6 protein-coding genes are annotated in these 15084 nt (G+C 38.1%); 4 read left to right on the top strand and 2 right to left on the bottom strand.

Annotated elements, in window-relative coordinates; genetic code table 11:
- Window positions 1-179 precede the first annotated feature (179 nt).
- From RIV7116_RS19285 to RIV7116_RS19270, 4 genes are all read left to right on the top strand, one after another.
- Window positions 180-1355, top strand: coding sequence for a calcium-binding protein (locus tag RIV7116_RS19285; RefSeq protein WP_015119987.1), 1176 nt, complete (start codon window positions 180-182; stop codon window positions 1353-1355).
- Window positions 1356-1444: 89 nt separating this feature from the next.
- Window positions 1445-5299: a filamentous hemagglutinin N-terminal domain-containing protein gene (locus tag RIV7116_RS34005; protein WP_052330833.1), complete on the top strand. Its 3855-nt coding sequence runs from the start codon at window positions 1445-1447 to the stop codon at window positions 5297-5299.
- Between the two features lie 8 nt (window positions 5300-5307).
- Window positions 5308-7944 (top strand): CHAT domain-containing protein, encoded by a 2637-nt coding sequence (locus tag RIV7116_RS19275; protein ID WP_015119985.1) that lies wholly within the window; start codon window positions 5308-5310, stop codon window positions 7942-7944.
- A gap of 85 nt (window positions 7945-8029) precedes the next feature.
- Window positions 8030-11224, top strand: coding sequence for a filamentous hemagglutinin N-terminal domain-containing protein (locus RIV7116_RS19270; RefSeq protein WP_015119984.1), 3195 nt, complete (start codon window positions 8030-8032; stop codon window positions 11222-11224).
- A gap of 167 nt (window positions 11225-11391) precedes the next feature.
- Here RIV7116_RS19270 and RIV7116_RS19265 read toward each other — a convergent pair whose 3' ends face one another.
- Both RIV7116_RS19265 and RIV7116_RS19260 read right to left on the bottom strand, forming a co-directional pair.
- Complete coding sequence (locus RIV7116_RS19265; protein WP_015119983.1) at window positions 11392-12240, bottom strand: DUF928 domain-containing protein; 849 nt, start codon at window positions 12238-12240, stop codon at window positions 11392-11394.
- A gap of 221 nt (window positions 12241-12461) precedes the next feature.
- Window positions 12462-14834 carry a CHASE2 domain-containing protein gene (locus RIV7116_RS19260; RefSeq protein WP_015119982.1) on the bottom strand — a complete coding sequence of 791 codons (2373 nt, stop codon included), beginning with the start codon at window positions 14832-14834 and terminating at the stop codon, window positions 12462-12464.
- Between the last annotated feature and the right edge of the window lie 250 nt (window positions 14835-15084).

Here is a 15084-nt window from a genome sequence, read left to right as displayed (position 1 = left end):
TACTTAGTCCATCGTTGCGATCGCGATTCGTTCTAAAGTGAATAAGTTGATGTTGCTCGTACCTATATTATAAAAGGGACACAAATTTAACAGTTAACCTAAAACTGTTGACTGTTGGCTGACTTTGTATCGCATATCCTAAAAGCAACTTTTGTGTAGCAATAGTAGGAATATCAAAGATGTCTAAAGGCAATTTCGAGGAATTTCTAGAAGCGTTAGGTGCTTTTGAATCAGGAAAACCATCAGGAGATTCAGAACAATACAGTAGCGTCAATAATGTTACAGGTGCAACTGGTAAATACCAGTTTACACAGAGATTAATGCAAGATTTAGACTACTATCAAAATGATAGTAATTTATCTGATAATATCTGGGATGGCGAATTTACCGGGAAAAACGGAATTACAAGCTTAGAATCATGGAAGAATAGTCCAGCCGTACAGGAAACAGGTATTCGTGAATCTTTTTTTACTAATTACGGATATGTAAATTCTGAATTGAGGAAAAACAGTATTCCCACTCTCGATACGACGTTTTTAGCTAACAACAAAGATACTAAAACCATTAAGTTTTATAAATTAAACAATGACCTTACAGATTTTGAACGAGATGAAAACGGTCAACCAGTATTAAATGAAAACCTCGAATTAACACAAGTAAATCTTTCTTTATCCGGGATTATTGCGGGAGCGCATCTTCGCGGAGGTTTTGGTGTAGGAGAAGTTATCTCAAAGTTAAATGGAAAAGATTTAGTTGACTTTACAGATACAACGCAATTTGATGTCGAATACTACAAAACTTATCTCTACGATGAAATTAATACCTCGATTTTTAAATACATCAATGATTTTGGCAATTACAATACTCAAATCTCAGATTTTGAATTACCTAGCTATGGAGATGCCCAAAACTACTTACTATTCGGTACATTAAACCAAAATTCTATTGAAGGTGGTAATGGTAATGATAAGATTTATGGTCTTGAAGAAAATGATACTTTAACTGGTCTTGACGGTAACGATTCGCTTTATGGTGGAGCCGGTAGCGACAAACTTTTGGGTGGTGATGGTAACGATTTAATTGATGGTTGGTACAAATCTTTTCAAGCCGATCAAATTGACACATTCACAGGTGGAGCCGGTAGCGATACTTTTGTATTGGGGAATGATACTGACGGAGTGTATTATCTAGGAAATGGATACGCTCAAATTCAAGATTTTCGAGCATTTGAAGGTGACAAAATTCAGTGGGCTGGAAATATAGAAGATTATTCAACATCATTGAAATCTTCCGATAGTTCCTTCTTACAGCTTTATTATCAAAACGATTTGATTGCTGAAATATCCTTGATTTAATAATCTTTGAACATCAGGATGTGTCTCTAAAATTATTGCTCAATAATAGCTCGGATTTGATTTTTAGCTAATTTTTTCTATTTAAAAATATGCCATCAATACAAAATTGCTATTGGAAGTATATATTGGGAATATTTATTGTATGCGGAGTGTTCGCTACCGAAGCAAAAGTTGTTTTAGCTGATGATATTGTTCCCGATAGCACTCTTCCGAACCCGTCAAAGACAAATATACAAAACAACATCACAACTATTTCTGGTGGAACCCAAGCTGGAAATAACTTATTGCATAGTTTTCAAGAGTTTTCAGTACTCTCAGGCAATACAGCATTCTTTGATAATTCTCCAAATATCGTAAATATCATCAACCGGGTAACAGGTAATTCCATTTCTAATATTGATGGTTTGCTTAAAGCTAACGGTAGTGCAAACCTGTTTTTGATTAATCCCAATGGAATTATATTTGGAGAGAATGCAGGATTGGATATCGGTGGTTCTTTTCTTGCCACATCTGCCGATAGTATGAAGTTTAGTGACGGTAGTACCTTCAGTGCAATAAATCCTCAAGAATTACCTTTGTTAACTATTAATGTACCTATCGGTTTGCAATATGGTAACGGTGGAGATATTAACTTAGGAAAATCTAACTTAGAAGTAAGTTCTGGAAAAACCTTAGCATTTGTAGGTGGCAATATTAATTTAGAAGGAGGACAACTGATTGCTGAAAGTGGTCGAATTGAATTGGGGGGATTAACTGGAACGGGAGAAGTAACATTTAACACGTCAGATAATAATTTGAGTTTAAACTATCCTGTTGGTATACAACGGGGGAACTTGTTGATTGCTGGAGCGAAAGTACTTTCTGATGGAGGGGGTAGCATTTGGGTAAATGCGAGGGATGTAGATATTTCAGAAGTGGGAGTACTTCGGGTAGGTTTTGCAGAGGGTTTGGGAGGAGTTGGCGCAATTGCTGGCGATATTAATGTTAGTGCTACAGGCGATATTACCCTTAGCGGAGGAAGCGTAATTGCTAGTTATATCTTCCCTAATGGAATAGGTGAAGCAGGGAATATTAATCTTGAAGCTGGTTCGTTAAATTTACGTGATGGTTCGCAGTTATTTAGTAGCACTGCTGGAGAAGGAAATTCCGGAAATATAAATGTTGATGTACGAGAGCAAATTGTTTTTGATTCTGGCAGTAATATTGTAAGTTCAGTAGCCGAGCAAGCAAAAGGAAAAGCAGGAGATGTCACTCTTACAACTGGTTCGTTTTCTATAACTAATGGTTCCCAATTAAATGCTTTTACTAATGGAAAGGGAAACACAGGTAATATCATAATTAATGCTCGCGATGCAGTTATTCTCGATGGATCTAGTAGTATTGTAAATTCAGTAGATAAAAATGGAATAGGTGAAGCAGGGGATATTAATCTTAATGCTGGTTCGTTAAATTTACGTGATGGTTCGCAGTTATTTAGTAGCACTGCTGGAGAAGGAAATTCCGGGAATATAAATGTTAGCGCACAAAATAATATCGTTTTTGATTCTGGCAGTAATATTGTAACTTCAGTAGCCGAGCAAGCAAAAGGAAAAGCAGGGGACATTACTCTTAATACTGGTTCGTTTTCTATAACTAATGGTTCCCAATTAAATGTTTCTACTAATGGAAAGGGAAACACAGGTAATATCACAATTAATGCTCGCGATACAGTTATTCTCGATGGATCTAGTATTATTTTAAATTCAGTAGATAAAAATGGAATAGGTGAAGCAGGGGATATTAATCTTAATGCTGGTTCATTAAATTTATTTGATGGTTCGCAGTTATTTAGTAGCACTGCTGGAGAAGGAAATTCCGGGAATATAAATGTTGATGTACGAGAGCAAATTGTTTTTGATTCTGCTGGTAGTGCCGGAAGTACTACTGGCATTATTAGCAGCGTAGATACAACAGGTGCAGGAAAAGCAGGGGATGTCACTCTTACAACTGGTTCCTTTTCTATGACTAATGGTTCCCAATTAAATGCTTCTACTAATGGAAAGGGAAACACAGGTAATATCACAATTAATGCTCGCGATACAGTTAGTCTCGATGGATTTAGTAGTATTGTAAATTCAGTAGATAAAAATGGAATAGGTGAAGCAGGGGATATTAATCTTAATGCTGGTTCATTAAATTTATTTGATGGTTCGCAGTTATTTAGTAGTACTGCTGGAGAAGGAAATTCCGGGAATATAAATGTTGATGTACGAGAGCAAATTGTTTTTGATTCTGGCAGTAATATTGTCACTTCAGTAGCCGAGCAAGCAAAAGGAAAAGCAGGGGACGTTACTCTTAATACTGGTTCATTATTGCTAACTAACGGTTCGCAGATTAATGCTAATGTCCAAAGCGAAAATCAAGTTTCGGCTGGAAACATATATATAAATGCTCGCGACACAATTTCTTTAGATGGCACAGCTAAAAATGGACAAGTAAGCGGAATTTTTGCCACTGTAAATGAAAATGCAGTCGGCAGCGGCGGTGATATCGATATCGAAACTGGTTCTTTATCTGTCACCGGGGGTGCTGGATTATTCGCTCTTACAAAAGGTAGAGGAGATGCTGGTGATGTCAGTATCAACGCCCGCGATAGAGTTTCTTTTGATGGCACAAATCAAAATGCAGGTAGCAGCGGAATTTTTGCCAGTGTTGAGAACAATGCAGTAGGTAATGCAGGTAATACAATTATCGAAGCAGAATCTTTATTTGTTACCGGGGGCGCTGGATTATTCGCTCTTACAAAAGGTAGGGGAAATGCTGGTAATGTCAGTATAAATGCCCGCGATAGAGTTTCTTTTAATGGCACAAATCAAAATGGAGGTAGCAGCGGAATTTTTGCCAGTGTTGAGAATAATGCAGTAGGTAATGCAGGCAATATAAATATTGAAACCGATTCTTTATTTGTTACCGGGAGTGCTGGATTATTCGCTCTTACCGAAGGAGAAGGTTCAGCTGGCAATATCAATATTAACGCAGGCAAACAAAGCTTTTTGGAAGGGTTTGACAGTGGAATATATAGTACGGTAGAAAAACAAGCTGTAGGAGATGGCAAAGAAATTAACATCATAACCGAGAAACTTTCGGTTGAAAACGGTGCCAGATTATCTAGTACAAGTGAAGGTAATGGTGCAGCAGGTAATATTGCGATTAATGCCAACTCTATTCGTTTAAATCGTGGATATCTTAATTCCAATACAGTCGGAAAAGAAGGTAATATAAATTTACGCTCCACAGATTTAATACTGCGTAATGAAAGCAAGATTCGTACCAATGCAACTGGGCAAAATATCATTGGCGGCAATATTGATATTAATACAGGCGTACTTGCTGGGTTTGAGAATAGTGATATTACAGCTAACTCTATTGACTCTCGGGGTGGTAACGTCAGAATTAACACTGAAGGCGTAGTTGGTATCAAGTTTCGCGACCTACTCTCTCCTCTAAGTGATATTACTGCCGCAGGTAAAAATAGTGAATTGAGTGGCAATGTAGAAGTTAACACGCAATTAGACCCCAGTCGCGGCTTAGTCGAACTCCCGGTTAATCTGGTTGATGCTTCCAACCAAATATCTAAAGTTTGCACTCCCCGAAATCGTGAATTAAATACTTTTGTGTCAACAGGAAGGGGTGGTTTACCCATGAGTCCGACGGAGCCATTGCAAGACACTAATACTTTATCTGCATGGGTAAAATTAAAACCACAACCAAGAAATTCTGCTTCTACAATAAGCAAGCCATCAACAACGGTTGCACATAACAATAAAGTTAAGAAAAGAAATCGAATTATAGAAGCTACTGGATGGATAGTTGACAAACATGGGAATATAGAGTTTGTCGCTCAAGCGAATCAAAATAATTTCAAAAGCCTTAGTCAAACTGCTGCTTGTTCTGTATCCAATTGAGGTATGAAATGCCAAAGTTTCAACTTCTCCAGCTATTAACAAAATCTACTGCCAAGAAAGTAATTTTATTTACTCTTTCTTTACTGTTAACTATTACCCCTAGCACATTCGCGAAACAACCAGAAAATTCACCTTTTCTAAATCGCACTCAAACCATCAAATCCGCAACCACTAATCCAGAGCAACTTCTCGAACAAGGAGAAGCACAGTATCTTGCCGGAAATTTACAACAGGCGATCGCGATTCTGCAACAAGCAGCCAGTATCTATCAACAAGAAAATAATAACCTAGGTCAAGCCGCAGCCTTAACTAATATTTCTCTGGTTTATCAGCAACTTGGTGCTTGGAAAGAAGCCGATATTGCAATTAATAGTAGTTTAAAATTACTTGGTTGGCATAGCGATAAAGAGTTAGATCGAAAGTTAAATATCGATGCTCCGAATCAGGAATCAGGGGAAATTATTGCCCAAACTCTTGATATTTGGGCTGTGTTAAAGCTCAAGCAAGGAAAAACTGATGAATCTTTAGAAATATCCCAAAACGCAGAAAAAATATGGCAGCAATTAGATAATAAAACAGGAATTATCCGCAGTCGTATCAATCAAGCTCAAGCTTTACGAGCTTCTGGCTTTTATCGTCGCAGCCTAAGCATATTAAAGGAAATATCAAAAGCGATTAAATCTCAACCCGACTCCCTGGTAAAAGTTACAGCCTTGCGTAGTCTCGGAAATACACATCAACAGTTGGGTAATTTAGAAGAATCGGATAAAGTTTTAAAACAAAGCTTAGAAATTGCCCAAAGTCTCAAACTTTCCCAAGAAATTGCTTTAACAGAACTTAGTTTAGGTAACACTTTTAGGTCGTTGGGTGATATAAAAAACGCTATTATTCGTTATAAAAATGCTGCTCAAGCTGCATCTAACTCGCTGACAAAAGTTCAAGCCCAAATCAATCAACTTAGCTTGCTTGTTGAAAACGAACAAACAACAGAAGCAGAAAAATTAATACCCATAATTCAACCCCAATTAGAAAACTTAAGTGTCAATCAAACTAGTATTTACGCACGAATAAATTTTGCTCGCACTTTAACTAAAACAAAAATTGTTAACAAACAAAATACTATAGCTGAGATTTTAGCAACAAGCTTTCAACAAGCGAAAACTATAGGTGACGAACGTGCCCAATCTTATGCTTTAGGTACCCTAGGAGAACTTTACGAGCAAAATAAGCAGTTCTCAGAAGCAAAAGACTTAACCCAAAAAGCATTATTTCTCGCTCAAAAAAATGATGCCTCAGATATAGCGTATCTTTGGGAATGGCAGTTAGGACGATTGCTTAAAGCTGATGGTAATACTCGGGCAGCTATATCTGCCTACGATAGTGCAGTCGCAACCCTTGATTCACTTCGCAGTGACTTAGCTGCGGTAAATAGAGAAGTACAGTTTAATTTTCGCGATAGTGTAGAACCCATTTATCGACAATCGCTAGAATTGCTTCTGCAACAAAAGGGTGAAGTAAAACCCAATTTAGACAAAGCACGCCAGCGAATAGAAGCTTTGCAATTAGCGGAACTAGATAATTTTTTTCGAGAAGCTTGCTTAAATAACGAATTTGTCGTACTCGATCGAGTAGTAGATGACAATCCCGATACAGCGATATTTTATCCAATTATCCTCGAAAACCAGCTAGAAATTATCCTTAAGCTTCCCAAACAAGAATTAATACATAAAACTTCTGAAATTAATAAGCAAGACTTAGAACAATTAGTGGAGCAAATACAAGGAAATATAGTTCAACCCGACGGGATGCAGAAATTTCAAACAGCTTCTAAACGGCTTTATGAATTGTTGATTAAACCAGTTGAAATTGAACTGAAAAATAGTGCAGTTGGAACTTTGGTATTTATCCCCGATGGTTTGCTGCGAAATATTCCAATGGCTGCACTGTACGATGGTAAAGACTATTTGGTTAAAAAATATGCGATCGCGATTAGTCCGGGATTACAGCTATTTACCCCAAAATCTTTAGCAGGGCAGAAACTAAATGCTCTTGTAGGGGGATTATCAAAAATACCCGCAGGTGAAAACTTTGCTCCACTTCCTAATGTTAATCAAGAATTAACGTCAATTGAGAAATCCGGTGTATCAACAGTAAAATTATACAATGAGAGATTCAGAAGTAATATTTTAAAAGAAAAGATTAATGCTCAACCCTTCCAAGTTGTTCACCTCGCAACTCACGGACAATTTAGCTCAAATCCCAACAAAACATTTTTATTAGCATCAGATAAACGTATTAAAGTTGCCGAACTAGATCGATTAATCAAAAGTAGAAGGCAACAACGAGCAGAGCCGATTGAACTACTTGTTTTGAGTGCTTGTGAAACAGCAACAGGAGATAATCGTGCGGCACTGGGATTAGCTGGAATTGCTCTAAGTGCGGGTGCCCGGAGTACTTTGGCTTCTCTATGGCAGATTGGTGACGATTCCACCGCTTATTTTATTGATGAATTTTACACTCAGTTAGTGAGTGGTAAGAGTACCGCAGAAGCTTTACGTCTTGCTCAAGTAAAACTGCTGAATGATTCTGCATACAATCGTCCCATGTATTGGGCACCTTATGTATTAGTGGGTAGCTGGTTGTGAATTTCTAATACGATGCATTGACTATAGTTCGATGATTCCGGAAAAATATTAGCATACCCCTAGTCAATTTTGACAGCAAAAGTTTGTGGCACGCTTTACCCCTATTCTGCATTATTTCCTACTAAGCAGCCTTACTTTCTGTAGTCTAATTTCCTGGAAATCAGTCGGAGCGCAAATTATTCCAGATAGTACTCTTGGTAGCGAAAGTTCAGTTATTACTCCCGATACTATTAAACAAATTCCCGGTGACAGAATTGACGGGGGAGCAGTGCGTGCAGAAAATCTATTTCACAGCTTTACAGAATTTAATATTAAACAAGGACAAGGGGCATATTTTTCTAATCCCAGTGGTGTTAAGAATATTTTCACAAGGGTAACGGGAAATAATATTTCTAAAATTTTCGGAACCTTGGGAGTAGATGGTAAAGCAAATTTATTCTTGCTCAATCCCAATGGAATCATATTTGGAAAAAATGCTCGTTTGGATGTAAATGGTTCCTTTGTTGGTTCTACAGCTAATGCCATCGAGTTTGAAAATCAAGGCTTTTTCAGTGCCACCAATCCTCAAAATGCCTCCCAATTATTAACAATAAAACCTTCTGCATTCTTATTTAATCAGCTTGAATCGGGAAGGATAGAAAGTAGTTCTATTGCACCATTAGAAGATAATTTATTTGGTTTAAGAGTACCAGATGGTCGTAGCTTACTGTTCTTAGGTGGAGAAATATTCGTAAATGGAGGATGGTTGAATGCTCCCGGTGGTCGTGTAGAATTAACTGGTGTCGCAGATACTGGGGTAGTAGGAATAAATTTTGATAGTAACAACCCGAGCTTAAAAGTTGCCGATAAGTTGGGTAGAAGCAATGTAATTATCAATAATTTTGGTCGAGCCAACGTGATTGGCGATAATGGTGGAAGTATTGAGATTAATGCCAATAATATAAATTTAATTGCAGGTTATCTTGATGCTGGTATTGCTCCAGGTTTGGGAAGCGATGAAAGTAAGGCAGGAGATATTACTTTAAATGCCCAAAAATCCACTGTAATCAAAGGAATTACGACTCCAGAATTTATCGCTAAAAGTCGTATTCGCAATTTTATATATGCTGGTGCAACTGGTGAAGGCGGCGATATTAAAATTAATACTGAATCCCTTGCTGTTGATGATTTTTCTTCTTTGGAAACATCAACTCAGAGTCGGGGAAATGCCGGAAGAGTATTAATACAAGCCAAAGATGAGGTTTCTCTTCGAGAAGGAAGCACAATTTTTAATACAGTATCATCCGGCGGTATTGGCAATGCTGGTGGAGTCAAAATTCAAGCAAATTCATTCTCTTTGCTAGAAGGTGCGGAAATACAAGCTGGAAATACAGGTGGAATCGGCAATGCTGGAGATGTAAACATTGATGTACGCGATGGCATTCTTTTCGATGGACTTTACAGCGATGGATTTGCTAGCGGTATATTTAACGGCGTAACTGAACAAGGAATTGGCGATTCTGGAGAAATTTATATTAAAGCTAATTCTTTCACCTTAAGTGATGGTGCGCGCTTGCAAACCAAAAGTGAGGGACAAGGTGATACTGGGAATGTAAAGATTGATGTAGGCGATCGCATTGTTTTTAACGGAACCAAAACAAATCCCGATTTAGACTTTGAACATTTAACTGGAATTTTCACTACCTTGGAAACTAAAAGTTTCCGTCAAGGAGGTGATGTGAATATTAAGACGGGTTCGCTGAATATTATCAATGGCGCTGAAATTACTTCCAACAGCTTCGGATTGGGTAATTCGGGAAATATTAACATCGAAGCACGAAAAGATATAACCTTGGATGGTTTTAATAACCACGGCGGTACAAGCGGTTTTTTCTCTGCACTTGGCAATTCTGAAAATCCTGCTACAGGTAAAGGTGGAAATATTAATATCTCCGCCAATTCCCTTTCGCTAACTAATGGCGCGACAATTGCCAGCACTACTAGTACTGGTAGCCAAGGCGACGCAGGTAAAATCAATATTGTTACGGATAAACAGGTATTGTTAGACGGCGCAGGCTTGAATGAGTCACCTGGTGGTATATTCGCTGCTGTGGAAACTGGAGCAATTGGTAATGCTAATGATATTGAGATTAAAACAGATTTATTAAGTGTTATTAACAATAGCAGCTTAAGTACTAGTATTGCTGGCAAAGGAAATGCCGGAAATATAAAAACAGAAGCCAGAATATTAGAAGTAGCTGATGGGGGAAGGTTAGTAACTACAACTTCCGGCAGCGCAAAAGCCGGTAATATCATTTTATCTGTACGAGACAACGTTATTCTTTCTGGCTCTGATACGGGACTTTTTGCTAACACCACCGAAGGTTCTAGCGGCAATGGCGGTAATATTATTGTTGAGCCTTCAAAGATAACAGTCCGAGATGGTGCAGAAATTGCTGTCGATAGTCAAGGGCAAGGAATTGGAGGTACTGTAGAACTTGCTGCCGACTTCCTGACTCTTGATAATGGACTTATTTCTGCCGAAAACCGCAGCAATACTGGCGGTAACATTAAGTTGCATCTACAAAAATTACTATTACTACGCAACGGTAGTCAAATCTCCAGCACTGCCGGAAACCGGGAATTTGGCGGCGATGGCGGCAACATTAATATCAATGCTCCTAACGGCTTTGTTGTTGCCGTACCTAAAGAAGACAGCGATATTACAGCTAATGCTTTCAGGGGGAATGGTGGCAAGGTTGAAATATTTACCCAAGGAATATTCGGGATTAGATTCCAAGAACAACTTACGCAAAAAAGTGACATCACCGCCAGTTCCCGGTTTGGCGTTAGAGGTAATGTAGCTTTAGTTACTCTAGAAATAGACCCCACTAGCGGATTAATTGAACTCCCAGCTAATCTTGTTGATGCCGCCAATCAAATATCCAATGCTTGCACTCCCGGAAGTAGAGAATTTGAGAATAGTCTTGTCTCAACAGGAAGAGGTGGCTTACCTATGAGTCCCACCGAACCTTTGCAAGAAAATAATGCTCTATCTGCATGGGTAAGATTAAAGCCAGAACTAATTTCCAGAAAAAATACAAGAATTAAGCCGCGATCGACAACAGTTTCCAATTCAAATAACGATAACGTTAGGAAAAAAAATCAAATCGTTGAAGCTACTGGTTGGATAGTTGATAAAGATGGGAGTATAGAATTTGTTGCACAAGCGCATCAAAAAACTTCTCACAATCCTAGGCGAAAATCTGCTGATTGTTATGTCCGCTCAGCTACAGGGTAGGGCTATTGACTAGAGTTTGCTGAAAAAGTTTTTTTGACAAGGGAAGGGAGCAGGGAGCAGGGGGAAAACAAGGTTGTATTTCCTCACAAGGTAAAGCTAATAATTTTATTGAGCAAGCCCTAACTATGATTTACCCAACAAATTGGAATTAACCGAAAAGCAAAATGTTAATTGACTAAAGGAGCGGTAGAAATATTATCTAAATTCACAGATTGCAGTAAGCTTTGCCAATCCTGCTCCACAGAGGCATCTTGAGAAGATTTGCGTAATTGTGCCAGCATATTTAAAGCATCAAACCAAACACCTTCTTGTGCATAGATTGCAATCTTGTGTTGCGAGTCGGTTGCTGCTCGTAATTGTTCTGCAATGCGAGAACCTAAAGCTATTCTTTGGATATCTCCTTCTACATACACGGGAAGACTTACTGCTTGTTGGCTGCACTTAACTTTGAAATACCAGCGATAAGTTTTACCTACTTCTAAAGGTGTAACTGTATTGGGAAGAGAAATACCAACAACACCAGGTTTTTGAGGCAGCACAATTTTATCTCTGTAAATATCTTTTCCATTACTATCTTGCAAACTAAATTCAGCGCTCGAATTTGCTAAATTTTTGGTGTATGGAACGTAGAACCAGAATTTTGGTCTTTCTAAAGTGGTTATTCCCCCTACAATCCCAATATCTGATTTATTTGTGCGTTTGTTAGCCTGCTGTTGAAATGGTGCTAAAGCTGTAAGTGAAATTGGAACCGCAGGACAATTATTTCGGCTACCCATTCCCGCTCTACGTCCCGATACCGGAGTCAATTTTCTGGGTGCTTTTGGTGAAACAAATACTGGTCGTTGAGAAGTCTTTTTTTTGCGTGAATTAGTTCTCCTAGATGGCTGGGCTGTTTTTTTGGTAATTGTTGGCTTTGTAGTTTGAGCTACTACTTTTGGCGCATACTGAGAAATCGCGCTTAAAATCAAAGAGACTGTTATGATTGATTTTGCTGTCTGAGCCAGAGGTAGTCGCATATTCTTTAACCTACTTGATTTCAATCGGACTTAGGTATTAACAAAAGCTATTTTGTCCATACATAGTATCTGTTTGCTGAAAAGAAGTTAAGCAATCAAGAGTTAACTAACTTTTCTATGTTTTTATAGGTGTCAGCATAATTAAATTATGCACTTAGCCAATTTAAACGAGAAAAAAGGCAACATAATTTATACATAAATTTTTATTTTGTTAAGGATTGTTAAGGAGTCGAAAATTGCTTGCGGTTTTGGATGAACAATACTGCAACGCCACCTACAACAACACCAAAAGCTGAGGGAATAAATGGTAGCCATAGTCCTTGATTTAACAGAGCGATCGCACAAACTCCATACAATATAATAACTGTCATAAATATGGCGCATCCTTTATCGGAGAGCGAAGAAACGCGCCAAACAAGAATACTTGCCGCTACACACCATCCGCATATCCAGAGAATATCGCTCCAAAAAGGCAAAACCCAAATAATAGGGCGATTATTTAAAACTGCACTCAGAATTTGGCTAACCATTTGCGCTTGTATAAATATGCCTGGTATTTCTTGGTAAGGTTGCCGTGCAGAACTGTAGGGAGTTGACCAAGTATCGCTGATAGTATTAGCTGTAACTCCAATCAAAACGACCTTATCTTTAAGCTGATTGAGTTCAACTTTATTATTCAGCACATCTTCAAGGGAAACTCTGCGAAAATCAGCATTACGGTAGTTGACAACTATTTGAATTCCGCCTGTATCGGTTCCTTTTTGATAAGCACCACTACGACCGGGTTTTAAACGTTTAAATACTGTAGAACCAAATTTTATATAATTATCATAAGTATGAATTAAAATCTTGTCGTAAGATAAAAAACCAGTAGCCAATTTTAACGAGAGCGAATATTCTGTTGTACAAGGGGAAGAAGATTGTTGCGCCATCATTAAAATTTGGCGGCGAACGATACCATCTGGATCTTGAACTGCGTCAGTAAAACCCTGACGCTCTACAGGTACTTGTTCGGGAGGTTTTACACCTTGAGGATCGTATTTTCGATCTCTACCTTTACAAACAGCAACAACATTTTCTTGATTCAGTTCAGTGGCAAGTTGTATTGGATTTGAATCTGATACGGGATCTGCAAAGTCTCTATAAATGTCCAAGCCAATGACTCGCGGTTGAAACTTTTGGATTTTATTAAGTAATTTTGCAAGGGTGCTATCCGAAATTGATTTTTGTCCTAAAGTTGTTTGTTGTCGAGCTTGAATATCCTTCTCAGTCACTTCAACTACTATTACCCTAGGATCTAAGTCTTCTTTAGGTTTAAGCTGCTGCATTTGATCGAGAGTTTGCAGTTCAATTTTTTCAAAGACTCCTAAGTATCTTAAACCTATGGTTGAAAGAGCCACAATAAAACTACTAGCTAGAATAGTCAGCAGCTTAGACTTTAAGAGTGAGATTTTACTTTTTCCCGAAACCCGAGCTACAGATTTTGTTTTGCTGTGTTCGCTAAGTCGATCCCGCAATTCTCCCCAGGAAGTAGGAACAGTTGTCGGATTTTGGTAGATAACTGGCAACCAACTAGCACAGGGAAAATCATTTTCCAATCCCTGAAGTCTTTCTCGTGCTTCTCGCACCGCTAAGTAAAATGGTTTAGCACCGGCAAAAGCAATAAGAAAGTTTTTTAAGAATTCTTGTGCGACGAAATCTGGTACTCCCGTTCGCATCACAATCATTTGGGGAATGTTCAAATCGGCTAAATTTCGTGCCAAACCAATTCCGTCGCAGGAATTAAAAATTGCGATATTTAAACCGCGTAATATTGATGTTTTCAGTGCATTTCTTAACTGAGAAATTGTCAAGCTGTCTGTATCGTTAATGTAAATGGTTCCTATTTCTCCATCTGCAAGACTAGCGCTATGTCCTGCAAAAAATAGAATATCCCAATCGTAATTCCACAATTGCTCATCAAGTTGTTTCCTTGTTGGCTGTAATAAAAATATGGTTTGAGCATCTTCTAAGTTTTGCAGCAAAGCAGCATCTCGATCGATATCAATACCAATTCCATTACCTAAGACTGCCAAAATTTTAATCTTACCGCCGGGAGATTTTTGCAATACCCGAGGAGATCCATATTCATGATTGCTCAAACCTAATTCTGCTTTAGGATAATCACTGAAAAAGTTCCATAAATGCCAAGGTAAGCGATGTAATGCAACTATATTTGTTTCAAAGATAATTCTGATTTCATCATCTTGATTGAGCAGAGTCCGCAGTTGCCGTTCAATATTTTGAAATGACTCAAATTTCAACCAAGCATTAATATTTTTTTGTAGCTGTAGACAAATTTCATTAAAGTCATTCACGGAGACATGAGTGACGCTTTGATGGTCTATCTTTATACGCTGATTGCTACCAAAACGCTGATGTACGGCTTCGTAAAGTAGTTGCCATTGCTTGTATAGCTGACTCAACTCTGGTGCTGCTGGCAAGCTTCCCGTAATTTTGAAAGATTGATTATTATGCCAAAGTTGAGCCGTGACAACAGGAATACCTTGGTGTAAATCTCCTCCTAATAAAGTGAAAATGACTAGCTTACTCATTTAGTAATAGTTTTTTTGATTAATGAGAATTGAAATAGATATGAATTGTTCGTCGAAAAAGAAAAAAAGACGACTATGTTAAAGACAAACTCACGCTTAAAAATGTCTCTAATCAAATAAGGACATCAATATCGATCGCGCTGCGCGTCTCCGACGGATTGTTGTTTTTTTACTGTTAGCGCAGCGTGTCTCGGACGGATTGGTGTTTTTTTACTGAGTTCTAAGCTCAGAACTAAAGTTTTTAGTAACT

Source organism: Rivularia sp. PCC 7116, from assembly GCF_000316665.1.
Lineage (GTDB): Bacteria > Cyanobacteriota > Cyanobacteriia > Cyanobacteriales > Nostocaceae > Rivularia.
This window is presented reverse-complemented; position numbering and strand designations above follow the sequence as displayed.

Coding starts and splice junctions, on each gene's coding strand:
- RIV7116_RS19285 (WP_015119987.1), top strand. CDS start 180: ATGTCTAAAGGCAATTTCGAGGAATTTCTAGAAGCGTTAGGTGCTTTT.
- RIV7116_RS34005 (WP_052330833.1), top strand. CDS start 1,445: ATGCCATCAATACAAAATTGCTATTGGAAGTATATATTGGGAATATTT.
- RIV7116_RS19275 (WP_015119985.1), top strand. CDS start 5,308: ATGCCAAAGTTTCAACTTCTCCAGCTATTAACAAAATCTACTGCCAAG.
- RIV7116_RS19265 (WP_015119983.1), bottom strand. CDS start 12,240: ATGCGACTACCTCTGGCTCAGACAGCAAAATCAATCATAACAGTCTCT.
- RIV7116_RS19260 (WP_015119982.1), bottom strand. CDS start 14,834: ATGAGTAAGCTAGTCATTTTCACTTTATTAGGAGGAGATTTACACCAA.